The 26232-nt window shown below is 68.7% G+C and carries 23 protein-coding genes; 11 read left to right on the top strand and 12 right to left on the bottom strand.

Going from position 1 to position 26232, the window contains the following annotated elements; all coding sequences use genetic code 11:
* Positions 1-56 precede the first annotated feature (56 nt).
* Positions 57-1217 (bottom strand): DNA-processing protein DprA, encoded by a 1161-nt coding sequence (gene dprA / locus DX912_RS11545; protein ID WP_115842669.1) that lies wholly within the window; start codon positions 1215-1217, stop codon positions 57-59.
* Between the two features lie 81 nt (positions 1218-1298).
* A complete protein-coding gene (locus tag DX912_RS11540; protein WP_115842828.1) occupies positions 1299-2447 on the bottom strand; it encodes a LysM peptidoglycan-binding domain-containing protein in 1149 nt (382 codons plus the stop codon).
* A gap of 209 nt (positions 2448-2656) precedes the next feature.
* On the opposite strand from DX912_RS11540, the gene def reads away from it, so the two are divergent.
* From def to DX912_RS11520, 4 genes are all read left to right on the top strand, one after another.
* Positions 2657-3172 (top strand): peptide deformylase, encoded by a 516-nt coding sequence (gene def / locus DX912_RS11535; RefSeq protein ID WP_115842668.1) that lies wholly within the window; start codon positions 2657-2659, stop codon positions 3170-3172.
* Positions 3173-3282: 110 nt separating this feature from the next.
* Positions 3283-4200: a methionyl-tRNA formyltransferase gene (gene fmt / locus DX912_RS11530; protein ID WP_115842667.1), complete on the top strand. Its 918-nt coding sequence runs from the start codon at positions 3283-3285 to the stop codon at positions 4198-4200.
* A gap of 7 nt (positions 4201-4207) precedes the next feature.
* Entirely contained in the window at positions 4208-5527 is a 1320-nt protein-coding gene (gene rsmB, locus DX912_RS11525; RefSeq protein WP_233433573.1) for a 16S rRNA (cytosine(967)-C(5))-methyltransferase RsmB, read from the top strand.
* A 65-nt stretch (positions 5528-5592) separates the two neighbouring features.
* Complete coding sequence (locus DX912_RS11520; RefSeq protein WP_115842665.1) at positions 5593-7281, top strand: ArnT family glycosyltransferase; 1689 nt, start codon at positions 5593-5595, stop codon at positions 7279-7281.
* Here DX912_RS11520 and DX912_RS11515 read toward each other — a convergent pair.
* Positions 7278-8141 (bottom strand): glycosyltransferase family 2 protein, encoded by an 864-nt coding sequence (locus tag DX912_RS11515; protein WP_115842664.1) that lies wholly within the window; start codon positions 8139-8141, stop codon positions 7278-7280. The genes DX912_RS11520 and DX912_RS11515 overlap by 4 nt on opposite strands.
* Complete coding sequence (locus tag DX912_RS11510) at positions 8138-8983, bottom strand: glycosyltransferase family 2 protein (RefSeq protein ID WP_115842663.1); 846 nt, start codon at positions 8981-8983, stop codon at positions 8138-8140. The genes DX912_RS11515 and DX912_RS11510 overlap by 4 nt, the downstream gene beginning before the upstream one ends.
* Before the next feature lie 179 nt (positions 8984-9162).
* Here DX912_RS11510 and DX912_RS11505 point away from each other — a divergent pair, with 179 nt between their 5' ends.
* From DX912_RS11505 to DX912_RS11495, 3 genes are read left to right on the top strand one after another with little or no spacing between them, the layout of a single operon-like run.
* Complete coding sequence (locus tag DX912_RS11505) at positions 9163-10200, top strand: glycosyltransferase (RefSeq protein ID WP_233433572.1); 1038 nt, start codon at positions 9163-9165, stop codon at positions 10198-10200.
* Positions 10197-11252 carry a CDP-glycerol glycerophosphotransferase family protein gene (locus DX912_RS11500; RefSeq protein ID WP_181902818.1) on the top strand — a complete coding sequence of 352 codons (1056 nt, stop codon included), beginning with the start codon at positions 10197-10199 and terminating at the stop codon, positions 11250-11252. Before DX912_RS11505 ends, DX912_RS11500 begins: the two co-directional genes overlap by 4 nt.
* Positions 11253-11255: 3 nt before the next feature.
* Entirely contained in the window at positions 11256-12311 is a 1056-nt protein-coding gene (locus DX912_RS11495; RefSeq protein WP_147298639.1) for a CDP-glycerol glycerophosphotransferase, read from the top strand.
* A gap of 13 nt (positions 12312-12324) precedes the next feature.
* Here the strand turns inward: DX912_RS11495 and DX912_RS11490 are convergent, their stop codons facing one another.
* The 3 genes from DX912_RS11490 to DX912_RS11480 are packed head-to-tail and all read right to left on the bottom strand — an operon-like array spanning position 12325 to position 15288.
* On the bottom strand, positions 12325-13824 hold the full coding sequence (locus DX912_RS11490; protein ID WP_115842660.1) for a PH domain-containing protein: 1500 nt from the start codon (positions 13822-13824) through the stop codon (positions 12325-12327).
* Entirely contained in the window at positions 13811-14317 is a 507-nt protein-coding gene (locus DX912_RS11485) for a PH domain-containing protein (RefSeq protein WP_115842659.1), read from the bottom strand. Before DX912_RS11485 ends, DX912_RS11490 begins: the two co-directional genes overlap by 14 nt.
* Positions 14318-14355: 38 nt before the next feature.
* The gene (locus DX912_RS11480; RefSeq protein WP_115842658.1) at positions 14356-15288 is read right to left on the bottom strand and encodes a lauroyl acyltransferase; all 933 of its coding nucleotides are present in this window, start codon (positions 15286-15288) and stop codon (positions 14356-14358) included.
* Between the two features lie 94 nt (positions 15289-15382).
* Here DX912_RS11480 and dtd point away from each other — a divergent pair, with 94 nt between their 5' ends.
* Together dtd and rpoD are read left to right on the top strand one after the other, a co-directional pair.
* On the top strand, positions 15383-15823 hold the full coding sequence (dtd, locus tag DX912_RS11475; protein WP_115842657.1) for a D-aminoacyl-tRNA deacylase: 441 nt from the start codon (positions 15383-15385) through the stop codon (positions 15821-15823).
* A 74-nt stretch (positions 15824-15897) separates the two neighbouring features.
* Positions 15898-17757 (top strand): RNA polymerase sigma factor RpoD, encoded by a 1860-nt coding sequence (gene rpoD / locus DX912_RS11470; protein ID WP_115842656.1) that lies wholly within the window; start codon positions 15898-15900, stop codon positions 17755-17757.
* Positions 17758-17979: 222 nt separating this feature from the next.
* On the opposite strand, the gene DX912_RS11465 is transcribed toward rpoD, so the two are convergent.
* The gene (locus DX912_RS11465; RefSeq protein WP_115842655.1) at positions 17980-18366 is read right to left on the bottom strand and encodes a SnoaL-like domain-containing protein; all 387 of its coding nucleotides are present in this window, start codon (positions 18364-18366) and stop codon (positions 17980-17982) included.
* A 124-nt stretch (positions 18367-18490) separates the two neighbouring features.
* Between DX912_RS11465 and DX912_RS11460 the strand changes: the two genes are divergently transcribed.
* Positions 18491-18958: a hypothetical protein gene (locus tag DX912_RS11460; protein WP_115842654.1), complete on the top strand. Its 468-nt coding sequence runs from the start codon at positions 18491-18493 to the stop codon at positions 18956-18958.
* Positions 18959-18961: 3 nt separating this feature from the next.
* On the opposite strand, the gene DX912_RS11455 is transcribed toward DX912_RS11460, so the two are convergent.
* The 4 genes from DX912_RS11455 to DX912_RS11440 all read right to left on the bottom strand — a co-directional run bounded on the left by DX912_RS11455 (position 18962) and on the right by DX912_RS11440 (position 23676).
* A complete protein-coding gene (locus tag DX912_RS11455; protein WP_115842653.1) occupies positions 18962-20344 on the bottom strand; it encodes a glycoside hydrolase family 47 protein in 1383 nt (460 codons plus the stop codon).
* Positions 20344-21573 carry an AGE family epimerase/isomerase gene (locus tag DX912_RS11450; RefSeq protein WP_115842652.1) on the bottom strand — a complete coding sequence of 410 codons (1230 nt, stop codon included), beginning with the start codon at positions 21571-21573 and terminating at the stop codon, positions 20344-20346. The genes DX912_RS11455 and DX912_RS11450 overlap by 1 nt, the downstream gene beginning before the upstream one ends.
* On the bottom strand, positions 21570-22565 hold the full coding sequence (locus tag DX912_RS11445) for a carbohydrate kinase family protein (protein WP_115842651.1): 996 nt from the start codon (positions 22563-22565) through the stop codon (positions 21570-21572). The genes DX912_RS11450 and DX912_RS11445 overlap by 4 nt, the downstream gene beginning before the upstream one ends.
* Before the next feature lie 70 nt (positions 22566-22635).
* A complete protein-coding gene (locus DX912_RS11440; protein WP_115842650.1) occupies positions 22636-23676 on the bottom strand; it encodes a LacI family DNA-binding transcriptional regulator in 1041 nt (346 codons plus the stop codon).
* 178 nt (positions 23677-23854) lie between these two features.
* Here DX912_RS11440 and DX912_RS11435 point away from each other — a divergent pair, with 178 nt between their 5' ends.
* Positions 23855-26209, top strand: coding sequence for a GH92 family glycosyl hydrolase (locus tag DX912_RS11435; RefSeq protein WP_115842649.1), 2355 nt, complete (start codon positions 23855-23857; stop codon positions 26207-26209).
* The last annotated feature ends 23 nt before the right edge of the window (positions 26210-26232 follow it).

Raw genomic sequence — 26232 nt, 5'->3', positions numbered from 1 at the left:
TGGGCAGAACTTGCGGAAGGCCCGCGGGGCCGCGTGGAGTCCCTGAACGGGAGCCTTCAACGACTGCGGAAATACCGGCCGTGTTGCGAAAAAACCCGGCCATCAAGCTCCATGAGCAGCAGCATGGAGGACACTGCCGCGGCCGTCAATCCGGTCCGCTGCACCAGTTGATCCATAGCGGTTGGGTCATGGCCCAGGGCGTTCCACAAGGTGTGGTAGTCGGGGTCGTGGACCCCTGAACCGCCCCGGGCGTCCGGCTCGACCGCCTGAGCGGGGTGGATGGGGGCGCCGAGCTGCCGCCGCAAGTCCTGGGCGAGGGCAGCGATCTGCGGCGCGAGGGCATCGATCACGTCCCCTGCGCAGCTGACCAGCCCCGCGCCGTCCCGGATGAGTCGATGGCAACCGCGTGCCAGCGGGTTATGGATCGAGCCCGGCACCGCGAACACCTCCCGCCCGGCCTCGGAGGCGAGGCGGGCGGTGATCAGGGCGCCCGAGCGCTCGGCGGCCTCGATCACCACCGTCGCGACGGAGAGCCCGGCGAGGATCCGGTTCCGGCTGGGGAAGTGGAACGCGACCGGCCCGGTGCCGGGCAGGTATTCGCTGACGATCGCGCCCACGGCCGGGTCCGCGATGCGGGAGTGGAGGTCCGTGTTGGCGCGCGGGTAGGGCACGTCGGGGCCCGTCCCCAGCACCGCGATGGTGCGGCCGCCTGCGTCGAGCGTGGCCAGGTGTGCGGCCGTGTCGATCCCCGCGGCCAACCCGCTTGCCACGACCAGACCCGACGCGGCGAATGCGCGGGCGAAGTCGCGCGCGTTGTCGCGACCGCCGGGCGTGGGCCCCCGACTGCCGACGACCGCGACCGACGGCTGCCAGAGCAGCGAGGGGTCGCCCGCGACGAACAGCGCGAGCGGCGGGTTGGGCGACTTGCGCAGTGGCGGCGGATAGTCCTCCTGATGCCAGCCGACGAGGTGGTGCGACGGGCCGCGCAGCCAGGCAATCGCTTCCCGCGGCGCGACAGCGGAGGAGAGCGCCGAGACCTGTTCGTCCGACCACCCGGCTTCGCGCCACCCGGCGGGCCCCGCGGCGACGGCCTGCGCCGCGCCACCGAAGCCCTCGATCAGCGAGCATCGCGCCGGGCTGCTGCCGCCCGCGGCGATCAGCCTCAGCAGCGCGAGGGTTTCGATATCGTCGGAGGCGTCTTCGGATCGGGCGGTCATCGCGCCAGCATCGCCCGCAAACGACGACGGCGCCCTAGGGCGCCGTCGCGTGGTTCGATCAGGAAACTTCCCGACGTGGCGTCAGTTCGTCGCGTCCGGATGCTTCAAACGGTAGCCCAGGCGGGTCGGCGCGACGCCGTCCATCACCAGGCCGTAGCTGACCTTGTCGAACGTGCGGAAGACCATGACGTGGCTGGCGAACTCGTCGGGCATCTTCACCTTCTCGCCGCGGGTATGCGCGTCGGGGCTGCGGTCGATGCCTGCGCGCACGCGGTCGACTTCGATGCTGCCCTGGCGCCACACCGAGAACACGGTGCCGTTGTCCACGCCGTCCGCGGCGCCGACCGAGAGGGCGACCACGTCACGCGTGCCGCCGCTGCTGACCATGTCGGTCACCGCGATGACGCGGGCCTTCTCGACGGCCGGCTCCTGCGCCGGGGCGTGCGGGAAGAACTGCAGGTCGTAGGACTGGGCTTCCACCGGGATCAGGCGATCGCCGGCGCGCACTTCGCGACCGTTGTCGTCCACCAGCAGCGTGGCGGCCTCGGCGTCGCCGACGATGCCGCGGGTAACGGTTGCGGTGCTGACCTTGGCCAGCTCGTAGCCCAGGAATTCGCCGCCGCCCGGCGGGAGCTGGTACGCCCACAGGCTTTCGGTGCCCCAGTTGCGCTGGCCACGGAAGTCCAGCGTCTGCGCGCGACGGCCCGACGGCTCGCAGCAGCGGTCCGGATCCATCGTCTGGAAGCGCTGGCTCGGGCGGACGACCATGTAGCGTTGGCCCGGCTGCGCGGCGTCGAGGCCCTTCACGTACACCAGCTGGTTGCCGGCGCTGCGCAGGCGATCGCCTTCAAGGCCGACCACGTAGGGCAGGTGTTCGAATTCGTCCACCACGCGCAGGTCCTTGAGGAAGGATTCGACCTCGGACAGCGGGATGGCGTTGATCGGCGCTTCCTGGCGCGGGCCTTCCTGCACCGCGACGCGGTCCAGGTATGCCAGCGACAGGACGTCGCCCGGGAAGATGAGGTGCGGGTTCTTGACCTGCGGGTTCGCCTGCCAGATTTCCGGCCACAGCCACGGCTTCTTGAGGAAGCGTCCAGCGATGTCCCAGAGGGTGTCGCCCTTCTTCACCACGTAGGTGTCCGGATGGCCGCCAGCGAGTTCCGCGGCGACGCCGTAGGTGGCGATCGTGAGCAGCGCAGCGGTCATCACCGTGCGCAACGGTTTAAGCATCAAGGCCATCTGGCAATTCCCCTTACCGCCCCTGAACATACTGTGCGGCCCCGCTGCCCCCGGCAGCGTCCCCAAAACCACACCTGAAGGCGGGGCACCGCGGCACTATAGCCCAGAAGAACCGCAGGGTTGCAAGCATTGGAGGCCCGTAACGGGGTTACAATCACGGTACTTCTTGCGGTTGTGACACACGCCCCCATTTCGACGCCATGGCCCTGCTTCCCATCCTCGAATTCCCCGATCCGCGCCTGCGTACCGTTGCGACGCCGGTCGATCCCGCGCGCATCGCCGATGCGCAGTTCCAGTCGCTGATCGACGACATGTTCGAGACGATGTACGAAGCGCCGGGCATCGGGCTGGCCGCCAGCCAGGTCGACGTGCACCAGCGTTTCATGGTCATCGACGTGAGTGAGGAGAAGAGCCAGCCGATGGTCTTCATCAATCCGGAGATCGTCGCGCGCGATGGCGAGCAGGTGTACCAGGAAGGCTGCCTGTCGGTGCCCGGCATCTTCGCCGACGTCACCCGCGCCGACCGCATCACCGTGAAGTACCTCGACCGCACCGCCAAGGAGTGCGAGCTGGACGTCGACGGCCTGCTGGCCGTGTGCATCCAGCACGAGATGGATCACCTGGCCGGAAAGCTCTTCGTCGATTACCTCTCGCCGCTCAAGCGCGAGATGGTCCGCAAGAAGCTCGCCAAGCAGCGCCGCCAGGCCGCCGCCTGACGGAGCCATGCGCCGGCGGCATGCCGGCGCCATGCACGACACGAACGCGGGGCGACCCGCGTTCTTCGTTTCCAGCGTTCGCATAACTCCCGGAACACCGCACCGCGCCCATGAGACTCGTCTTCGCCGGAACCCCCGACTTCGCCGTTCCCTGCCTGCGCGCCGCCGCGCAGAAGGGCGAGGTCGTCGCCGTCTACACGCAGCCCGACCGCCCGGCCGGGCGCGGACGCGAACTCACGCCGTCGCCGGTCAAGCGCGAGGCGTTGTTGCGCGGCATCCCGGTGATGCAGCCGGAGAACTTCAAGTCCGCCGCGTCGAAGGAAGCGCTGCGCGCGCTGCAGCCGGACTTGATGATCGTCGTCGCCTACGGCCTGATCCTGCCGCAGTCGGTGCTCGATATCCCGACTTACGGCTGCTGGAACGTGCACGCCTCGCTGCTGCCGCGCTGGCGCGGCGCCGCGCCGATCCAGCGTGCGATCGAGGCCGGCGACACGCGTACCGGTGTCTGCCTGATGCAGATGGAGAAGGGCCTGGACACCGGGCCGGTGTTGCTCTCGCAGGCGATCGACATCAGCGAGCACGAGACCGGCGGACAGCTGCACGACCGCCTTTCGGCACTCGGCGCTCAGGTGCTGGCCGACGGCCTCGGACTGCTGCGGGCGGACATCCATCCGGTGCCGCAGCCGCAGCCGGAGGAAGGCGTCACCTACGCGCACAAGCTCGACAAAAACGACGCGCGCCTGGACTGGTCGCAGCCGGCGCGCGCGCTGGCTGACAAGGTGCGCGCGTTCAATCCGTGGCCGATGGCCGAAGCCAGTGTCGCCGGCGAACGCCTGCGCCTGCACGGCGCCATCGCACTGGACGAAGCGCACGATGCCGCGCCGGGCAAGTTGCTGCGCGCATCGCGCGACGGGCTCGATATCGCGTGCGGTGTCGGCGTGCTGCGCATCCGCGTGCTGCAGCGCGACGGCGGCAAGGCGATCACCGCCGCCGATTACCTTAACGGTCGTCGCGACCTGGTCCGCTGAGGTACCGATGAAGCATCCCCATCGCATGCAGTCGCCCGGCGTGCAGCCTCGCGTGATCGCCACGCGCGTGCTCGATGCGGTGCTCCATCACGGACGCTCGCTCAAGGCCGAACTTGCCCAGGCGCTGCCGACGTTGCCCGACCCGCGCGATCGCGCGCTGGTGGAAGCGATCTGCTTCGCCGTGCTGCGCCAGCCGGCGCGTTTCGAATCGGCGCTGTCGGCGTGGATGAGCAAGCCGCTGGGCTATCGCGATAGCGAACTCAAGGCGTTGCTGTTCGCCGGCTTCGCGCAGCTCGATCCACTGAAACTGCCGGCGCATGCGGCCCTCGCGTCCACGGTGGATGCTGCGCGTGCGATCGGCCGCACGCACCAGGCCGGGCTGGTCAACGCGCTGCTTCGTCGCGCGCAACGCGAAGGCATTCCGGCCGGCGACGCGCACGCGCACTGGCCGGCGTGGCTGCGCGAACGCATCGCCGCCGACTGGCCGAAGGATGAAGCCGCGATCCTCGACGCGAGCGTGTCCGAGCCGCCGATGTGGCTGCGCGTGAACCGCCGCCGCGGCACGCCCGCGGCGTACCTGCAGCGCCTGCAGGACGCCGGCATTCCCGCGCAGCCCGACGACAACGCGCCCGACGCTTTGCGTCTGGATTCGCCCGTTGCAGTCGCCGCGTTGCCGGGCTTCAGCGACGGCGAAGTGTCTGTGCAGGATGCCTCCGCGCAGCTGGTCGTCGAGGCGCTGTCGCCCGGCGCCGGCGCGCGCGTGCTCGACGCCTGTGTCGCGCCCGGTGGCAAGGCCGCGCACCTGCTCGAACGCGACGCGACGTTGCGCCTGTCGGCCATCGACATCGACGCTCAGCGGCTCGTCCGCGTGCAGGAAAACCTGACGCGGTTGAAGCTTGGCGGAAGCATCCAGCTCGCCGCGGTCGATGCGGCCGAAACCGCCGCATGGTGGGACGGCGTGCCGTTCGATGCGGTGCTGCTCGATGCGCCGTGTTCGGCGACCGGCATCGTGCGTCGCCAGCCGGATGTGCTACAGCATCGCCGTGCGTCCGATCTCGACGCGCTCACCGCGACGCAGGCGCGCCTGCTCGATGCGCTGTGGACCACGGTCGCACCCGGCGGCGTGCTGCTGTACGCGACCTGCTCGATCCTCAAGGCCGAGAACGAAGCGCAGGTCGAAGCGTTCCTCTCGCGCACGCCGAACGCGGTCGCCGAACCGCTCGACGACCGCTTTGGCCGAGCGGCCGGCGTGGGCCGTCAGCGGCTGCCGGGCGAGCTCGGCTACGACGGCTTCTATTACGCGCGGCTGCGCAAGCGCCCGGCGTAAGCGCGCCACCCGGCACGTCGGAACGCTCCGACGTTCCGACAACATCCGGCGGATATCATCCGCGGATGCTGCCGACCCCGCGCCCGCTGACCGACCCCCGCTCCCGCGACACCTGGCTGTTCTGGATCATCGCCCTGCTCGTGCTCGGCGCCGGATTGGGACTGCGCGATCCGTGGCCGGCTGACGAACCGCGCTTCACCCTCGTGGCGAAGCAGATGGTCGAAAGCGGCGACTGGCTGTTCCCGCATCGCGGCCACGAGCTGTATTCGGACAAGCCGCCGGTCTTCATGTGGCTGCAAGCGATCGCCTACACGATCTTCGGCAACTGGCGCGTCGCCTTCCTGCTGCCGTCGCTGCTCGCCGCGCTGGGCACGCTGTGGTGCGTGGTCGACCTGGGCAAGCGGCTGTGGACGCGCCGCGTCGGCCTCTATGCCGGCTATGCGCTGCTGTTCGCGCTGCAGTTCACCTGGCAGGCGAAGAAGGCGCAGATCGATCCCCTGGTCGTGTTCTGGATCACGCTGGGCAACTACGGCCTGCTGCGGCACGTCCTGCAGACCGCGCGCAATCAAGGGCCGAACTGGCCGATGTGGATGCTCGGCTGGGCCGCCGCGGCGCTGGGCGTGATCAGCAAGGGTGTGGGCATCCTCGCGCTGCTGGTGCTCGTGCCGGCGGGTTTTGCGTCATTGCGCGGCTGGAACGTGAAGGTCCACGTGCGCGATGCGCGCTTCTGGCTCGGTCCGCTCGCATTCGTGCTCGCCGCGTGCGTGTGGCTGGTGCCGATGCTGATCGCCGCGATCGGCCACGCCGGCCCGGAATATCGCGCGTACGTCGACGACATCCTCCTTCGCCAGACCGCCAAGCGTTACGGCGCGTCGTGGGACCACGGCCAGCCGCTGTGGTACTTCATCGAAGTGATGGCGACGATGTGGCTGCCGACGGTGCTCGCGCTGCCGTGGGCGATACCCGCGTGGCGTCGCCGCCTGCGCCGTCGCGATCCGCGCTACCTGCTACCGCTGGCGTGGTGGGCGCTGGTGATCGTGTTCTTCAGCATTCCGTCCGGCAAACGCGACATGTACATCCTGCCGGCGCTGCCGATGATGGCGCTGGCGCTTGGTCCGCTGCTGCCGGGACTGATGCGCAAGGTGGGTGTGCGTCGCGCCGCGTTCGGCTTCACGGCGGTGTTCTCGATCGCGATGCTGCTGGGCGGACTGGCGATGTGGCTCGGCGATCCGGGCTTCGAACGCCGCTTCGTCGAGGAGCGTGGCCTGGAGGCCGAATCGACCGCGCTGGCGATGTGCATCACCGCGGTGGGCGTGTGGGGCGTGCTTTGCCTGCTGTTCGCCGGCCGCCGCCGTCCGTTCGCGGCGACGGTCGCGATGCTGTCGGGCGTGTGGGTGGCGTTCGGCCTCATGCTCGCGCCGCTGCTCAACGATTCCTCGTCCGCGCGTGGCCTGATGACCGACGTCGGAAGGCGCATCGGTCCGGACGCCGAACTCGGCCTGGTCGCATGGCGCGAGCAGAACCTGCTGATGGCCGATCGCCGCGTCGCCGAATTCGGCTTCAAGGTGGATTTCGACGAGCAGATGCAGCGTGGCCTGCGCTGGCAGCGCGAAGCGCCCACGACGCGCTGGCTGCTCGTGCAGGACGTCGCGCTCGCGCCGTGCATCGACGCGTCGCGCACGCAGCACCTGGGCAATGCGAACCGGCGCGGCTGGACGCTCGTGCCGGGTGACGCCGCGACGGGCTGCCGTTAGCCGGCGCGCACCTGTTCGCGCAGGTCGGGCAACGGCTGGTTCGCGAACTCCTCCAGGTGCCGGTCCAGCCCCAGCGGGCTGCGCACGCGCTTCGTCGCCTTCGTATCGGCGAGCAGCGGATCGTTGGGACTCGCGCCGTCCTCGTGGCGTTCGCGGTGGTACAGGTGCGTCGCCAGCCCGCCGAAGCGCAGCATCCGACGCATCAGGCCGTGGTGGAACGCCCGCACGGCCAGGTCCTTGTCCTCGCGGCCCCAGCCTTCGTAACGCTCGTCGAAGCCGTTCAGCGCGATCAGGTCGTCGCGCCACCACGCCTGGCTGCAGCCCTTGATCGAACTGGTCTTCTGGTTGCGCGTCACCCGCAGCGACAGCGCGGCCAGCGCGGGAATGCGCAACGTGTGACGACGTCGCGTCAGTCCGCGGTCAAAGAAACCCAGCTGGCGCACTTCGCGCGAGAGCAGCCGGTCGCGCCCGGTTTCGTCGGTGAGCACGCGCATGCCCTGCACGAAGCTGCCGCGCTCCGCGGCGCGTACCTGGTCCTCGACGAACTTCGGATGCGGCAGCATGTCGCCGTCCAGGATCAGCACGTAATCGCCCGTCGTCGCGGCAATCGCGCGGTTGCGCGCCAGCGCGAGGCGGAAACCCTTGTCCTCGATCCAACTGTGGCGCAGCGGCACGGGGTAGTCGCGCGCGAGGCGTTCGAGCATCTGGCGCGTGTCGTCGCGCGAACCGTCGTCGGCGACGATCACCTCGTGCGGCAGCATCGTCTGGCGCGACAGTGCTTCCAGCGCGAGTTCCAGTGCCTGCGGCCAGTTGTAGGTGGAGATGACGACGCTGACGCGTGGAGTCTGTGAAGTGTTCATGGGCTTGGATCGGTGATCGGGCGGCCGTTCTGCAACAGCCACAACATGATGGTTTTCTGCCGCACGTAGTTCGCGCGGACGTAGGCGTAGACCAGGCCGTGCCAGCCGTCGAGGAAGCCGCCGCGGAACAGGTAACCGCGCCAGAACCGCCACGCCGGCGACAGCACCAGCTTGCCTAGCGTCGCGCGCTTGCCGCGCGCGAAGTCGTGCTCGGCCATCATGCGCGCGTAACGTTGCGTTTTCTGCAGCTGCGCCTGCAGCGAGCGGTACGGGTAATGGATGAGGTCGCCGGTCAACGTGCGCACGGCGCCGTCGACGCTCGCCGCCTCGTGCACTTCCCGCTTACCGCGCCAGCCGCCGCGGCGGCGGTCGAACAGGCGTAGCACGCGATCCGGATACGCGTTCCCGTGGCGCAGGAACTTGCCGAAATACTCGCTCAGTCGCGCGAAGCGGTAACCAGCGGCGCCTTCGAAACCGCGCGCACGTTCGGCCTCGATCGACGTCCGCAGCGCATCGCCGACGCGTTCGTCCGCATCCAGGCACAGCACCCAGTCATGCGCGGCCTGTTCGATGGCGAACTGCTTCTGGCTGCGGAAACCGTCGAACGGCCGCTGGATCACGCGCGCACCCAGGTCGGCGGCGATCTGCGCCGTCGCGTCGGTCGAATGCGAGTCCACCACGACGATCTCGTCGCAGAAGGCGAGCGAGGCGATGCAGTCGGCGATGCGGTCGGCTTCGTTGAACGCGATGATGCAGGCCGACAGCGCCGGTGCGTCATGGCGTGCGTCTGCGGGGGCGGGCGAAGCGTTGATGGCGGCGGTCCGGGTTCCAGTGGGCGTCATCGTGCAGCCGGCAACCCCTCGCCACAAGTCGTGAGCGCCTTCACGGTCCCGATTCGCGACGGTCGCAGGTCGCTTGCAAGGCCGCGCGTTCCACGCAGAATGGGGCCGGGGATGGACCCCGGGCTGCCGATGAATGGACCCGGGGATGAAGCCGGGGGGCGAGCTTGGGGAAGCTGCGCGTGATCACCCGCGACAACGGCGCCGGCCTGAGTCGCGACCTGCGTCTGATCGGCGATGTCCTGCGCCACGGCCACGAGGTCGCGACGGTGGGGCTCGGTAACAGCCGCCTGCGAAACCGCCTGGCGCAGTGGCGCCTCTGCCTGGCCACGCGCCTGGCGGGGCCCGTGGATGCGCAGCTGTCCGTGGAGCGCATCTACGAACCTGTCCTCGCGACGGCGCGCAGCAACCTGCTGATGCCCAATCCCGAATGGTTCCGGCCGTCGTGGACCGCGCTGCTGCCGCGCTTCGACCGGGTGCTGTGCAAGTCCCGCCACGCAGTCGAGATCTTCCAGCGCCTGGGCTGCGCCACGACGTATACCGGCTTCACCAGCGCCGATCGCCTCGATCGCGCCGTGCCGCGCGAGCGGGCGTTCTTCCACCTGGCCGGTCGCAGTTCGGCCAAGGGCACGCAGGTCGTGCTGGAAGCATGGCGCCGCCACCCGGAATGGCCGCGCCTGACGGTCGTCCAGTGCGCGCGCAAGGCGCGCCTGCGCGTGTCGGCCGCGAATGTCGACCACCGCGTCGGCCACCTCGACGACGACGAGCTGCGCCGGTTGCAGAACGCGCACCGGTTCCACCTGTGTCCTTCGGAAGCGGAGGGGTACGGCCACTACATCGCCGAGGCCATGAGCGTGGAAGCGGTGGTGATCACCACCGATGCGGCGCCGATGAACGAGCTGGTCGGGCCGGAGTGCGGGCTATTGTTGCCCTGCAGGCCCGGCGAGCGCCTGGGCCTGGATGTCCGCCACCACGTCGACGTCGAGGCCGTGGAAGCGGCCGTGATGCAGGTGCTGGCGATGGACGAGGCGGCGTGCGCGCGCCTCGGCGAAGCGGCGCGTGCGCGCTTCCTCGAGAACGATCGCGCCTTCCGCATGCGCCTGCAGGCGGTATTCGCCGCGCAGCCGCGCGTGCGTCACGGTGGCCGGCCGGGCGTGGCCGACGCGATAATCGCCTGGCGACGCCCGGCGTCGCCTTCGCTTCCACCACCGGACCGCTGATGGCCGATTACCTGCTGTTCGCCACCGAGCGCTACGCCCTGCCGATCCTGCAACCGCTGGCGCAGGCGCTGGACGCGGCGGGGCATGCCGTGCACGCGTGGTTCGTCGACGGCGCGAGTGGTGCGCGGTTGCCGGCGCCGGTGCGCACGGTGGGGTTGCGCGAAGCCGTCGCGCTGAAACCGCGTGCGGTGTTCAGCGCGGCCAACTGGGTGCCGACGTTCGTTTCCGGCGCGAAGGTCCAGCTGTTCCACGGCTTCAACGTCGAAAAGCGCTCCGACGAACGCGGCCACTTCCGCGTGCGCGGCCTGTTCGACCTGTACTGCACACAGGGGCCGGCGACGACCGCGCCGTTCCGGGAACTGGCCGCGCAGGCCGGCCACTTCGCCGTGGTCGAAACCGGCTGGCCGAAACTGGACCCGCTGTTCCGCGACGACGCGGGCGCCGCCGCCGCGATGCGCGCCCCCGCCGGCAGCCGGCCGGTGGTGATGTTCGCCTCCACTTTCACCGAGCGCCTGAGCGCGGCGCCGCACCTTTTCGACGGCATCGCGGCGGAAGTCGCGCGCGGCGACCGCTACTGGCTGCTCACGCTGCATCCGAAATGCGCGCCGGAGCTGTTCGAACGCTACCGCGCGCTGGCCGGTCCCAACGCGACGTTCTTCGAGACCGAACAGCTCGTCACCGCCCAGCGCGCCGCGGACGTACTCGTCGCGGACACGACGTCGGTGGTGTCGGAGTTCGTGGTGCAGCGCAAGCCCGTGGTGACGTTCCGCAATCGCGCGCCGAAACCGCACATGCTCGATTTCGACGACGCCGCGCGGCTGCCGGACATGCTCGCGCGCGCCTTCGCGCCGGACGATGCGCTCAAGGCTGCACTGGCGGACTATGCCGATGCGATCCATCCGTATCGCGACGGGCGTTCGTCCGAACGGGTGATCGCCGCGACCGACGCGCTGCTCGGCGGCGAGCTGGGACGCCTGAAGGCCAAGCCCCTCGCGGCGCGACTACGCGCGTTGCAGATCCGCCAGCGCATGGGCTACTGGGGCCTGGGCTGAACGATGCCGCATCGCCTAGTGTTGCTGGCGTCCGAGCCGTACTCCCTGCCGATCCTGCGCCCGCTCGCGCGGGAGGCGCTTGCGCGTGGACATGACGTGGCGTGGGTCGCCAGCGACGCGATGGCCGCGCGCCTGGCGCCGGACGAACCACGCCTGACCAGCCGCCGCACGCTGAAGGCGTTCGCGCCGCAGGCCGTGTTCGCGACGGTGCATCGCATTCCTCCGTTCTTTCCCGGTTGGCAGGTCCAGCTGTTCCATGGGCTGAACCTGCACAAGCGCGATCCGGCGCACGGTCATCATCGGGTGCAGGGCTTGTTCGACCTGTACTGCACGCACGGCCCGGCGACGACCGGCCCGATGCAGACGCAGGCGCGCGGACACGGCGATTTCCTCGTCGTGGAGACGGGCTGGCCGAAGCTGGACCCGCTGTTCGGCGGCATGTCCGGCGCGGCGCTGGCGCTGCGCGAAGCCGCAGAAGGGCGGCCGGTCGCGATGTTCGCGTCCACCTTCAACGATCCGCTCAGTTGCTCCGGCGAGTGCTTCGAACACATGGAGCGCCTCGTTGCGCGCGGCGATCGTTACTGGCTGCTCACGCTGCACCCCATGTCGCCGCCGGAGCGCATCGAACGTTACCGCCGGTTGGCCGGGCCGAACGCGGTGTACCTCGATTCCGAACACCTGATCGACATGCTCCACGCCGCCGATGCGCTGGTGTGCGACACGACGTCCGTCGCGGAGGAAATGGCGCTGCTCGGCAAGCCCGTGGTGACCGTGCGTCATCGCAAACCACAGCCTTTCATGCATGACGTCGCGAGCGCCGACGACATCGACGCGGCGTTGCGCACGGCGCTGTCGTCGCCCGCAGCCCGTCTCGAAGCAACGAATGCCTATGCCGACACGCTCCATCCCTCGCGCGATGGGCGCGCGTCCGATCGCGTGCTCGACGCCGTCGAGGCGCTGATCGACGGAACGCTACGCCCGCAACGCCGCCGCAAGGCGCGCCCGTGGCGCCGCTTCTGGCGTTCCTGGAACGCGATGCGCGAACTGTTGCCGGGCTGATACGCGCGCCGGATCACCAACGCAGAGGCCGCCGCGCGAGCGTCCGCGACAGCGATGCGTAGAGCGCCAGCGCGTCCTCGTGCGGCAGGAAGCGCATGCGCAGCGGCGGCGACAGCGCGCCTGCGCCCGAGGTGTCCAGATGCAGGGTCGCGGTGCCGCAGCGGCGATCCAGCGGCGAACGCGTGAGCTGCAGCGCCTGCAGCTTGTCCAGTTCGGCGAAGCGCCAGTGGCGCGTCCACCAGCCTTCGCGCACGGCGACGATCTCCGCATTGGCCGCGTACGCCATGCGTCGCGCGCGACGATGCGCGGCGAACGCCGCCGACGGCAGCCACGCCAGCGCCAGCAGGCCCCATGCGCCAAAGCGCCAGCTCGCGGCGATGGTGATCGCAATGACGACCGGAATCGTCGGCAACACCAGTCGCCACCAGTTCGACGCGGGCAACTCGCGCCAGTCCAGCTGCGTCCAGCCTGCGCGCGGTAGCAGGTGTTCGATCAGCGCGTCGCAGTGGGCCGGCGTCGCGATCGGCGCCAGTTCGCGCAACGCACGTTGCTGCTGGTGTTCCTCGGCGACGGCGGTGTCGACGTCGAGGCTGCGGCGCTTCAACAGGCGATGCAGCGTGCCCTCAGTCAGCGTCCAGGCCTGGATGCGCCGGCGCGAGGCGCTGGTGCGCCAGCGCGCCAGCAGGCCGCGTTCGACGGTCAGCCGACGGCCGATCTCGCTCAGGCGGAAACCGTGGTACTGCAGCAAAGCGAGCAGGATCGAGAACCCGCGCAGTACGAGGATGGCGAACAGCACCAGCGCCAGCGCGGACACGACGTACTGTGTCAGCCCGAAGTGATGCTCGCCGGCGAAGCCGAACAGCCACTTGCCGACCGAGCGGAACGTGTCCATCACCGCGCGCTGGCTGATCTGCACGATGGCGGCGAACGCTGCCGCGACGACGACCAGCCCGCGGTTCGACACCAGCCCGAGCCGCACGATCTCGCCGAAGGGAAGCGCGAGCAGCGTGGTCGATTCGGGTTCGCTGGAGCTCTCCATGGCCGTCGCGCCGCGGTGCCGCACCAGCGCTTCCAGCGCGAGCGCGTCTTCGAGCTTGAGCACGCGCATCTGCGCTTCGGGCTTGCTGCCGCCGGCCGATTCCAGGCGCACTTCGGCCACGCCGAACACGCGGTGCAACGCCGACTGCTGCAGCGCGACGTTGTGGATGCGCGCGAACGGAATCACGCGCAGGCTGCGTTCGAACAGGCCGCTGCGGACCACCAGCCGGTCGCCGGCCACGCCATAGCGATAGGTGAAGTACTGCCACAGCGAGAGCACGACCAGCACCGCGACGCCGATCAACGGCCACAGCTCATTGCGGTCGCCGCGCCCGAACACCAGCAGCGCAACCAGCGGCAGCACGAACTGCTTCAGCTGCTGCACCAGCACGAACAGCCAAGACATCGGGTGCAGGCGACGCTCGGCCGTCGCGTCCGGGGCGGCGCCGGGCGACGGCGCGTCAGGCGTCGTCATCGGCATCGTTCGCTTCGATGGGACGAGCGAGCAGGTCGCGCAGGCGCTCGGCGTCGCCGGCATCCAGATGGGGCACGGTGACCGCGCTGTGGCGCGTGCCGGCGGTGTGCACGATCAGCGTCGCGAGGTTGCGCTGGCGCTGGAGCGGGCCGCGCTTGATGTCGAGGTGCTGCACGCGCGTGGCCGGCACGCGGGTTTCGCGCTGCCACATCCGGCCGCGACGCACGGCCAGGCCGTCGGCGTCCAGCCGCCAGAAGGTGCTTCGATAGTGCTTCAGGCCAATCCACGCTCCGGTGGCCAGTCCGACCAGCGCGAGCAAGGGCGGCGCGAGCCACAGGTCGAACACGCCCGCCAGCACGAAGCCCGCGACCAGCCCCGGGATGGCGAAGGGCAGCATCGGCGTGAGCATGCTCGGCAGCCGCGCGCGGCCGGGCAGGGGATGCCAGTCGGCGGGCGGTGTGGCCGCCGCGGCGGCTTCGTCGTGGTCGGCCATCGGGTCGCTCCGTTGCGCGTTCGCGACGGCGCGTGCCGTCAGCGGTTCCAGTACGGGTTCTCTTCCCCCGAACCCGGCGGCCTGAGCGTATAGCGTTTGTAGGTCCACTGGTATTGCGCGGGATCGCGACGGGCGATCGCCTCGACCGCGGCGTTGAGGGCGGCCACGGCGATCTTCGGATCCGGATCCGAGACTTCTGCCGGCGCGCGCTGGATATGCAGCGCGAAGCCCGGATGGCCGGCGTGCGTGTCCACGCGCTCGCACCAGGCAAACAGCACGGTGGCACCGGTGCGCGAGGCGAGCCGCCCCAGCAGCGTCATCGTCAGCGCCTGCACGCCGAAGAACGGCGCGAACTCGCCGTCGCCGGCCTTGGGCTGCTGGTCGGGCAGGATGCCGACGACGCCGCCATCGTTGAGGCGCTTGAACAGCTGCCGGATCGCCGGGCCTTCGGCGCGGACCTGCGTGACGCGCTCCCCTGCGTCCGGCTGCTCATGGTCGGCACGCACGAGGTTGAGGAAGTGTTCGACGACTTCCGACTCCGGCGGGCGGTAGAGGATCGCCAGCGGCGTGCGCCACGCCAGCCACTGGTTCAGCAGTTCCCAGTTGCCGTGGTGGGGCGCGGCGATGATGACGCCCCGGCCGGAGGCGATGGCTTCGTCCATCAGCGCCGTGCCGTGCTGCTCGCGCAGCAGTCGCAGGTTCTCGGCGTGCGGGCGGGTCCACAGGCGGATGGTTTCCAGCACCTGTCGCGCGGTCGTGCGCAGGATCGCCGCGTGCAGCGTTTCGCGCTCGGCGGGGAGCAGGTCGGGGTAGGCGAGTTCGAGGTTGATCCGCGCGACGCGACTTTCGCGCACGTCGCGCCAGCGCCACCACGCCGCCAGCGCGTCGCCCATGCGGAGCAGCACCGGCCAGGGCAGGCGGCCGATCAGGGCGGCGACGAAGTACAGCAGGCGTGCGGCGAAACGGTTCATCCATTCAGTCTAACGGGGGCATCGTCGGCGCCGGTTGACCCCGCAGTGCCGCGGCCCACAGCATCGGCGCTCCATCCACCCGCCACGGAACCCCATGCTCGCCCTGATCCAGCGCGTGAACGAAGCCAGCGTCCGGGTGGACGACGAAGTCGTGGGGGCGATCGGCCCCGGCCTGCTCGCGCTGGTGGGCGTCGAGCCTGGCGACGGCGACGCCCAGATCGCGCGGATGGCCGACCGCCTGCTCGGATACCGTGTATTCGCCGACGAGGGTGGCCGAATGAACCTGGGCCTGGCCGACACCGGCGGTGGCCTGCTGCTGGTCAGCCAGTTCACCCTGGCCGCGGACACCCGCAGCGGCATGCGCCCGGGCTTCAGCACGGCCGCGGCGCCGGAGGTGGCTGAACCGTTGTTCAGCCGACTGGTCGGCATCTGCAGGCAAAAACATTCCGGGGGGGTGGAAACGGGGCGGTTCGGTGCCCATATGGTGATCAGCCTGGTCAACGACGGCCCGGTCACCTTCCTCCTGCGGTCCTGAAGGCCAACCCGACCGGTCCGGCCTGATATACTGGAACGTTCCCATCCCTTCCCATTAGCGCGGTGGCGCAGCACATGGCCAACGAACGTCAGCCCCCCTCCTCCGATATCAAGCAGTTGATCAGCAAGGGCCTGGAGCAGGGCTACCTGACCTATGCCGAGGTCAACGACCACCTGCCCGACGACCTTGTCGACGCCGAGCAGATCGAAGACATCATCGGCATGATCAACGGCATGGGTATCGAGGTCCACGAAGTGGCCCCCGATGCCGAAACGCTGCTGCTCGCCGACGGCGGCACGGGCAACCGTGAAGTCGACGACACCGCCGCCGAAGAAGCCGCCGCCGCGCTGACCGCGCTGGACGGCGAAGGTGGCCGCACGACCGACCCGGTGCGCATGTACATGCGCGAGATGGGCACGGTCGAGCTGCTCACCCGCGAAGGCGAAATCGCCATCGCCAAGCGCATCGAGGAAGGCCTCGGCCAGGTGCAGGCCTCGCTGGGCGTATTCCCGGCGACGATCGCCTCGATCCTGGACGACTACGAACAGCACAAGGCCGGCAAGAAGCGTCTGGCCGAGATCATCGTCGGCTTCAACGACCACCTGGACGAAGTGCCGGAGCCGCCGGCACCGGTGGTGGTCGAAGCTGCCGACAGCGACGCCGAGTCCGACGAGGACGAAGAAGAAGTCGCGGAAGGCGAAACCGAGGAAGTGGTCAGCGGCCCGGATCCGGTCGAAGTCGCTGCACGCATGGAAGCGCTGGCCGACAACTACCAGAAGTTCCTCAAGGCCTACGCCAAGCACGGCGCCGCGCACAAGTCGGTGCTGAAGCTGCGCGAGGACATGGCCGCCATCTTCGTGACCTTCAAGCTGCCGCTGCCGCTGACCGACGTGCTGGTCCGTGGCCTGCGCGAAGTCGTCAACGGCATCAAGGATCATGAGCGCCGCATCCTCGACCTGTCCACGCGCGTGGCGAAGATGCCGCGCAAGGACTTCATCCGCGCCTGGGAAGGCAACCAGACCAACCTGGAATGGGTGGACGAGCTGCTCAAGCGCAAGCAGAAGTGGTCGTCGGGCCTTCGCGAGGTGAAGGACCAGATCATCGCCGAGCAGCAGGCGACGATGGAGATCGAGAAGTCCTCCTACCTGACGCTGGCCGACATCAAGGACATCTCCCGCCAGATGGCCTACGGCGAGGCGAAGGCGCGCAAGGCGAAGAAGGAGATGGTCGAGGCGAACCTGCGCCTGGTGATCTCCATCGCCAAGAAGTACACCAACCGCGGCCTGCAGTTCCTCGACCTGATCCAGGAAGGCAACATCGGCCTGATGAAGGCCGTGGACAAGTTCGAGTTCCGTCGCGGCTTCAAGTTCTCGACCTACGCCACGTGGTGGATCCGCCAGGCCATCACCCGTTCGATCGCCGACCAGGCGCGCACCATCCGTATCCCGGTGCACATGATCGAGACGATCAACAAGCTCAACCGCATCAGCCGCCAGATGCTGCAGCAGTACGGCCGCGAAGCGACTCCGGAAGAGCTGGCGAAGGAAATGGACATGCCGGAGGACAAGATCCGGAAGGTCATGAAGATCGCCAAGGAACCGATCTCGATGGAAACCCCGATCGGCGACGACGAGGATTCCCATCTGGGCGATTTCATCGAGGACACGAACATCGAGTCCCCGGTCGAGGCGACCACCAACATCAACCTGACCGAGACCGTGCGCGATGTCCTCGCCGGCCTCACGCCGCGCGAAGCCAAGGTGCTGCGCATGCGCTTCGGCATCGACATGAACACCGACCACACGCTGGAAGAAGTCGGCAAGCAGTTCGACGTCACGCGTGAGCGCATCCGCCAGATCGAAGCCAAGGCGCTGCGCAAGCTGCGTCACCCGAGCCGTTCGGAACAGCTGCGTTCGTTCCTCGACATCGACTGACGCGGCAACACCGCTGATGTGTCACCACGAAGCCCCGCTCAGCGGGGCTTCGTCGTTTTGGATGCGCGCCTTTTCGCGCCACCGGGCCAGCAGATCGGGCAGGGCCCGGCGCCGCGGTACTTGTGACCGCGGCTGCACGTCTTCCAGCCGTTGTTCGTGGGAGGCGTGGACGACTTCGCGTTCATGGCGACCTCCGCGGGGCGATCGGCCCGGCCCGCTGCGTTACGACTTGTCGGTGTTGTAGAAGAACTGTTCGTGCGTGATCTTGCCGTCGCGCACCTGGTACACCGCGATTTCCTTCATCGCCACGCGGCCCATGTCCTTGTAGGTCGCGTCCAGTCCCATCGCGACGCTGAACCAGCCATCGGCGATGACCGGATCGCTCACGCTGCCGCCGTGCACCTCGACGAGGTTGTCGGCCCACTGCTTGCCCTTCTCGCGGATCGCCGCCATGCCGCGCGTGATCGAGTCCGCGTCCTGCCCGGCGCCTTCGATGCTCACGGCATGCTCGGCGTAAAGCTCCTGCTGCGCCTGGTCGTACTGGCCGGTGCGGCAGAGTTCGACGAGGCGGTTGGCCACTGCGGCGATGTCGTTGGTCTTCGTGTCCATGCGAGGTTCCTTCGATTGGGACGCCCAGCATGAACGGGACAGACTGACAGCGTGCTGTCAGCAGCGTGACGCTGGCGGTAAGCTCGGATCCGGCCGCGGGGGGCGGTCATGCATGGGGAATCCGATGGAAGACACGAATCCGTACCGCAGCCCGGCCACGGCGTCGGTGGCAGTCGCGGTGCCCGCGGCAGGCGCCCGGTTGTACCGGGTATCGGGCATTGTGCTGGGCACGTTCATGGGCACGCCACTGGCGACCGGCTGGCTGATGTCGCGCAACTACCGCGCGCTGGGCGATCACGCGCGTGCGCGCCAGGCACTGACCTACGGCGCCATCGCGTGCGCGCTCGTGCTCGCACTCGTGTACGTCCTGCCCGAAAACGTGCCGGCGATGGTCTTCACGATCCCGCAGCTGTTCGCCGCCTCGCATATCGCGAAGCGCTTCCAGGGCGATCGCATCGCGGAGTACGAGGCGAGCGATCGCACCTACTCGAACTGGCGCGCCGTCGGCGTCGGGCTGCTGTGCTGCCTCGCCGTGCTGGTGGTGCTGGTACCGATCGTCATCGGGCTCGCGCTGGCCGGCGTGATCGAGTGATCCTCACCACGTCCGCCGCAGCGGATGCGCTTCGGTGGTCAGCACCACCTTCGACGGATCCAGCGTTTCGGGCGGCGCGAACAGCAGGTAGAAATACTTGAAGGTCTCGGCGAGCACGAAGCTTTCCATGTCGTCGTCCTTGTCCTTCGTGATCACGCTGTCGAGCGCCGCGAAGCCCGAATCGGTGCGCGTGTAGCGGACGAAGTCGTCGAACATCTCGCGCCCCATCGCGCGGTACTTCGCATCGCCGGTGAGGCGGTGCAGGTACCACGCCGATTCGATGATCTCCGGACGCAGCGGATAACCCGCCGACGTCACTTCACCCTTGCGATAGTCGTACGCCTCCGGCTCGATGCCCCACTTGCGCCACATCGCGAACGACGAATCCTGCAGGCGGCGCGCCTGCGCGACATCGCCCGACAACGCCAGCAGGCCCGGCCAGAACGCATCGAGCGCGCCGTACCGGCTGGCCACGCGTTCACCACTGTCCATGTCGACGTGGCCCACCCACAGCGCGCCGTCGACTTCTTCCGGGTAATAGCGGTTGGCCGCGGCGATGCTCTCCTTCCACATCGCGTGGCAGTCCTCATCGCCGAACAGCGTCCAGCACTTCCACAGGTACTCGTAGTACGAGTCGATGCGCGCGCCGACGTGGCTGCGCTTGTTCATCCACTCGCCCGTGGTGACGTCGAAACGCTCGCCGACCAGGCCGATCTTCGAACGACGCTTGTAGGTTTCCACGAGCGCGCGCTTGGCCTTCTCATAAAACACCGGGTTGCCGGTGAGCTTGCTGAGCGTGCCGTACTCCAGCAACAGCGTGCCGGCCTCGGCCGGATTGCTCTCGTTGCCGTGCGCCTTGCCGGTGCGCAGGTTGACGTAGACGTACGGCAGGCCCGTGGGCGAATCGAACGCCGGCAGCAAACGCGTGCCCAGATCATTCGCAAGCGCGAGCAGGCGCTGGTCGCCGGTCAGCTGGTAGCCCGACAGCAGGCCGCCGAGTAGCCGGATCACCACTTCGAAATGCTTCACGTCCAGGTCGCGATCGAACGACAGCTTCGTCGCGATCAGTTCGCGCGCCTCCGCCGCCTCCCGGTCCAGGCCCATCAGGATCATCGTGTCGAGCGCATCGACCGGCGTCATCAGCAGCGACTCGCCGTACCAGTCGTGCGGCATGTTGCTGAGCGGCTTGAGGCCGTCGTGACCCCACGCGTACTCGCGATAGCCGCGCCACGCGTGCAGGAACTGCGCCTTCACTTCCTCCGCGCTGCGTGCGGCGCGCTTGTCGCTGAACGACGCGGACGACTCCGCGCCTTTCGTCGCGGGTTCGGCGGCGATGGCGAGCGTGGGAACCAGCAGCAGGGACAGCAACGCAGCGTGCAGGCGCATCAGTTCTCTCCGCGATGACGAAGGACGGCCAGGACGTCGTAGCACGCGCCCATGGTGTGGTAATCGGTCTTGCCGGCGGGACTCTTCTCGTCGCTGTACTTGCGGTTCCGGCGATCGAGGATGCGATACCACGCGCCATGCTCGTGATCGACGAAATACTGCCACGAGTACGCCCACAGCCGGTCGTACCAGTCCCAATAGGCGACGTCGCCCGTCGCGTCGGCAAGTCGCGCGGCCGCGGCCAGCGACTCGGCCTGCACCCAGAAGTACTTGTCGTCGTCGCACACCGCGAACTCCGGCGCCAGGCCGAAGCCGTACGCGAGCCCACCGAACTCCGTATCCCACGCGCGCTGCACGGCGGTGTCGAAGAGATGCCGTGCGGTGTCGATCAGACCGTCGGCGGGAGCGCCGCGTTCGCGCAGGTGGCCGTCGAGGATGACCAGCAGCTTCGCCCATTCGGTCTGATGGCCCGGCTGGTAGCCCCACGGACGGAACAGATGCTTCGGATCGTCGCGGTGGTAATCCCAGTCGACGTTCCAGTCGCGATCGTAGTGTTCCCAGACCAGCCCGCCGGCCTTCGCGGCCTGGCGTCGCGTCATGCCGTCCGCGAGCAGCAATGCTCGGTCGAGGAAACGCGATTGCTTCGTCGCCTCGTACGCGGCGAGCATCGCCTCGCACATGTGCATGTTCGCGTTCTGCCCGCGGTAGTCGGAGAAGTTCCACTCCGCGTCGGCTTCATCGCGATACAGCCCTGCGTCCGCATCGAAGAAGCGCGACTCCAGCAACTGCCAGGTCTCGTCGATCCACGGCACCACATCGTCGATGCCGGCCTTCAATGCGGTCGAATACGCCAGCAACACGAACGCGACGCCGTAACAGTGGTTCGTGCGGTCTTCGGCAACGCCGTCGCGGATCGTCCACGCGTAGCCGCCCGTGGATGCATCGCGATGCACGTCGCGCAGGTAGCGCAGGCCGTGGCGCGCGGTGTCCAGGTACTCCGCGTTGCCGAACTCGCGCGCTGCCATCGCATAGTTGAAGACGAATCGCGTGCTGCTCACCAAGTGGCGATGCGAGGCGTCGTAGACGCTGCCGTCGTCGCGGAAGTAATGGAAAAAGCCGCCTTTCGGGTCGATCGCGTGCGGATGGTAGAACGCCATCGTGTCGGCGATGTGCGCGCGCAGGAAGGCGTCGCTGCGGAAGTCGGGTGCCGTCGTGTGCAGGGTGGTCATGCGTCGTTCCGGAAAAGGGTTTCGATGTCCTCGCGCGTCGGCATCGCGGCGAACGCGCCGTGTTTCGTCGCCGTCAGCGCGCCTGCGGCGGCGCCGTGGCGCAATGCGTCGACGATCGTCGTCTCGTTAGCGATCGCGTCCTCGAAGTTGCCCGCGTCCACCCCCAGTTCCACCAGCCGCAGCAGCAGGCTGGCGACGAAGGCATCGCCTGCGGCGGTGGTATCGACCGCGGAAACGCGGAACGTCGGTGCCTCGCCCTTCGCGGCGCGCGTGTACCAGCGCACCGGCTTTCCGCCGTCGGTGATCAGCACCAGTCGCGCATGCCCCTGCCAGAGGCGCTGTAGCATCGCGTCGTGATGCCCCGCGCGGCGGATCAGGAAATCCGCCTCGCTGCGGCACAGCTTGACGATATCGGCTTCGGCGAGCGCTTCCCACAAACGCGGCGCGGGATCCACACCTTCCGGCCACAACGAGGGCCGCAGGTTGAGGTCCATGCTCACCAGCGCGCCGTGTTCGCGCGCCAGCTGCATGCCGGCGACGGTGGTCTGCGCGATGTCGGCTTCGGTCAGGCTGTTGGAGCACACGTGCAGCACGGCCGCATCGAGAAAACATTCGGTGCGGAAATGTTCGACGCGGAACAGGAGGTCCGCCGCGGGCGGTCGATAGAAGCTGAAGCTGCGCTCGCCTTCCTCGTCCAGCGACACGAACGCCAGCGCGGTGCGCGCCGCGCTGGTGTGCGCGGTGAAGCGCGTATCCACGCCGAAGGCGCGCAACTGCGACATCAGGAACTCGCCGAACATGTCCACGCCGAGCATGCCGACGAAGCGCGCGTTGCCGCCCATGCGCGCGACCGCGGCGCTGACGTTGGCCGGCGCGCCGCCGGCGTACTCGACGAAATGGCGCGGGTTGCCCGGCAGCGCGGGAAGCGCGAGGAAGTCGATCAGCGCCTCGCCGAAACATACGATCGCCTTGCGTTGCACGGCTGCGATCATGCGCGCGTCGCCGCCGCGATCGTCGGGATGAACGCCGCTGTGGCAGCGCGATGGGGCAGGGGGCGACCGCTCATGCGGCATCTCCGGACAAGGTGGACTGGCTGCTCGCGCGCACATGCAACTGCACGGGCGCGATGGTGGTGATGGCGGGCGTGGACGGATTCTGCAGACGCTGCAGGATCAACTCAGCCGCCTGGCGGCCGCGCGCGCGCGGATCGACCGCGACGGTCGTCAGCGGTGGCGCGCTTACGGAGGCTTCGGGAATGTCGTCGAAGCCGGTGACCGCGAAGTCATGCCCGGCACGTCGCCCGCGCGTGGAAAGGCCTGCGATCAAGCCCAGCGCGACGGCGTCGTTGTAGCAGACCGCCGCCGTCGGTGCGGGATCGCGCACGAACAGCGCGCCGGTCTGCCGCGCGGCTTCCAGTCGCGTCGGCGCGCATTCGACGATCCACTGCGGCTCCGGCGCGATGCCCGCGTCCGTCAGCGCGGCATGCCATCCCTTTCGCCGTTCCGAGCACGAACTCGACTCGCCATGTCCACCGAAGAACGCGATGCGGCGATGGCCCTGCGCGAGCAGGTGTTCCGTCGCCAGGCGCGCGCCGCGTGCGTTGTCGAGCGCGAGGTAATCCCATTCGTCGCCAAGCGTGCGGTTGAACACCAGCATCGGCGTGCGCGACGCGAGCAGCGGACGCAGCCGCGCCGCATCGCTGCCTTCGGCGGGCGAGAGGATGATGCCGGCCGGGTCGTGTTCGAGCAGCGAGGTGAGCACCGCCTGCTGGCGTTCGCTCGACTCGCCCGTGCTGCCCAGCAGCGTGACGTAACCGGCGGCGCCGAGCGCTTCGTCCACGCCGGCCGCGAACTCGGCGAAGAACGGGTTCGAGAGGTCGTTGATCACCAGCGCGACGGTGTTCGACGCCTTGCGCCGAAGGTTCGCCGCGCCGCGGTGGTAGACGTAACCCTGCCGCTTGAGCTCGGCCTCCACGCGCGCCCGCGTCTGCGCGTTCACCAGCGGGCTGCCGCGCAGCACCAGCGACACCGTCGCGCGCGACAGGTCGCAGGCGTCGGCGATGTCGGTCAGCGTGACGCGGCCGCGCGCGGCGGGGAGGGACATGGACGGGCAGGCTCCGGCATTTGGATCGGTCTAAATCGGGCATCCTGCGGAAGGCAGCCGCCCGGCGCAATCCTGCGCTGCAGCATGAGGCCGGACGCACAGCCGTGGTACGGTCCGGCGTTTAGACCGATCCAAATTTGCGGCCCGCCCGCGTCCGATTCCGACTCCAGGAGCGCCCATGTCCCGTCGTGCCCGTTCCCATTCACTGCGTCTGGCCGGCGCCGCGCTGGCGCTCGCCAGCGGGCTTGCGGCCGCAGCCACGCCCGGCGGCGCGGGCGCGAAGGCCTATGCCTCGGTCGATCCCTTCATCGGCACCGGCGGCGAGGGCCACACCTTCCCGGGCGCGACGGTCCCCTTCGGCATGGTGCAGCTGAGCCCCGACACGCAGATCAAATCGCGCAAGGAAGGCTACGGCTGGGCGGCGGGCTATCGCTACGACGACCACACCATCGTCGGCTTCTCGCACACGCACTTCTCCGGCACCGGACATTCGGATCTCGGCGACGTGCTGGTGATGCCGATCGCCGGCGAGGTGAAGCTCGAACGCGGCGACGTCGACAAGCCCGGCAGCGGCTACACCTCGCGCTTCGACCACAAGGACGAACGCGCCGAACCCGGCTATTACGCCGTGACGCTGCAGGACTACGGCATCCGCGCCGAACTCACGGCGAGCCCGCGCGTCGGCGTGCATCGCTACACGTTCCCGAAGGGCAAACCCGCGCACGTGCTCGTCGACCTGCGCACCAGCATGTACGACTACCCCGGCAAGGTGCAGTGGTCGCGACTGCGCCTGCGCCCCGACGGCACGCTGACGGGCTTCCGCGAAACGCGCGGCTGGGCGCCGGGTCGCCAGCTGTACTTCGCGATGCGCTTTTCCAAGCCGGTGAGCGGCCATCAGTTCCACGACACCGAAGAGAACGTCGTCTACAAGGGCTTCCCGCCGCCGGGCGAGAAGGACCCGCGCCAGCGTGCGCAGATCGAAGGACGCCAGCTTGTCGGCGCGCTGGATTTCGCCGCGGCGCAGGGCGATTCGATGATCGTGAAGGTCGCGATCTCGCCGGTGAGCGAGGAAGGCGCCATCGCCAATCTCGACGCCGAAGTGCCCGGCTTCGACTTCGACGCAGTGCGTGCCGATGCGAAGGCGCAGTGGACGCAGGCGTTGTCTGCGCTCGATGTCGATGCGCCCGAACCGATGCGGCGCAGCGTCTACACCGCGCTGTATCACACGCTGATGGGGCCGTCGCTGTTCATGGACGTCGACGGTCGCTATCGCGGCCCCGACAACGCCGTGCACCAGGCGAAGGGCTTCACCCATTACTCCACGTTCTCGCTGTGGGACACGTACCGCGCGTTGCATCCGCTGCTGACGATCGTGCAGCCGGAGCAGCGCACCAACGACTTCGTCAATTCGCTGCTCGCCTCGCGCCGTGCAAGCGCGTACGGCGTGCTGCCGGTGTGGGCGTTCCACGGTCTGGAGACGTGGTGCATGATCGGCTACCACGCGGTGCCGGTGATCGCCGATGCGTACATGAAGGGCATTCGCGGCTACGACGCGAACGAAGCGCTCGACGCGATGGTCGCCAGCGCCAGCTACGGCCCGTACGACGGCATCGCGCAATACATGCAGCTGGGCTACGTGCCCATCGACGAGGAAGGCGAAGCCGCATCGAAGACGCTGGAATACGCGTTCGACGACTGGACCATCTCGCGTATGGCCGGCGAGATGGGCCGCGACGACGTCGCCAAGCAATTCGGCAAGCGCGCCACCAACTGGCAGCACGCGTTCGACGAATCCACCGGCTTCATGCGCGCACGCAAGCGCGACGGCAGCTTCCGCGAACCCTTCGACCCCAGCGCCAGCGGCTACGGCACCGACTACACCGAAGGCAACGCGTGGCAGTACTCGTGGTACGTCCCACAGGACGTCGCCGGCCTCGCGGCCGCGCACGGTGGCGAAGACAAGCTGCTCGCGCGCCTGGACGCGGTGTTCGACGCGAAGGTCGATCCGAAGATCTTCGAACACATGGAAGACATCACCGGCCTGATCGGCTGGTACGCGCACGGCAACGAGCCGAGCCACCACGTCGCGTATCTCTACGCGTACGCCGGCCAGCCGTGGCGCACGCAGGCGCGCCTGGGCAACATCATGAAGACGCAGTACGCGCCGCGCCCCGACGGCCTCGCCGGCAACGACGACCTCGGCCAGATGTCGGCGTGGTACGTGTTCACCGCGCTGGGCTTCTATCCCGTCGCGCCGGGCAGCAACGAGTACGTCATCGGCCGTCCGTTCATGCCGCGCGCCACGCTGAACCTGCCGAACGGCAAGCGCTTCACCGTCATCGCGGACGGCCTGGACGACGCGCACCTCTACATCGGTACCGCCACGCTCAACGGCAAGCCGCTGGAGCGCGCGTTCCTTCGCCACGACGAGATCATGGCGGGCGGCGAACTGCGCTTCACCATGCAGGCGCAGCCGAACAAGACCTGGGCGACCGACCCGTCGCAGCGCCCGTACTCGATGTCCAGCCGCTGAAAAGCCCGCCGGCGCGCGAACCC

It is taken from the genome of Lysobacter soli (assembly GCF_003382285.1).
Classification (GTDB): domain Bacteria; phylum Pseudomonadota; class Gammaproteobacteria; order Xanthomonadales; family Xanthomonadaceae; genus Lysobacter_J; species Lysobacter_J soli.
The sequence above is the reverse complement of the archived record's forward strand: the minus strand, read 5'-3'. Positions and strand labels throughout refer to the sequence as shown.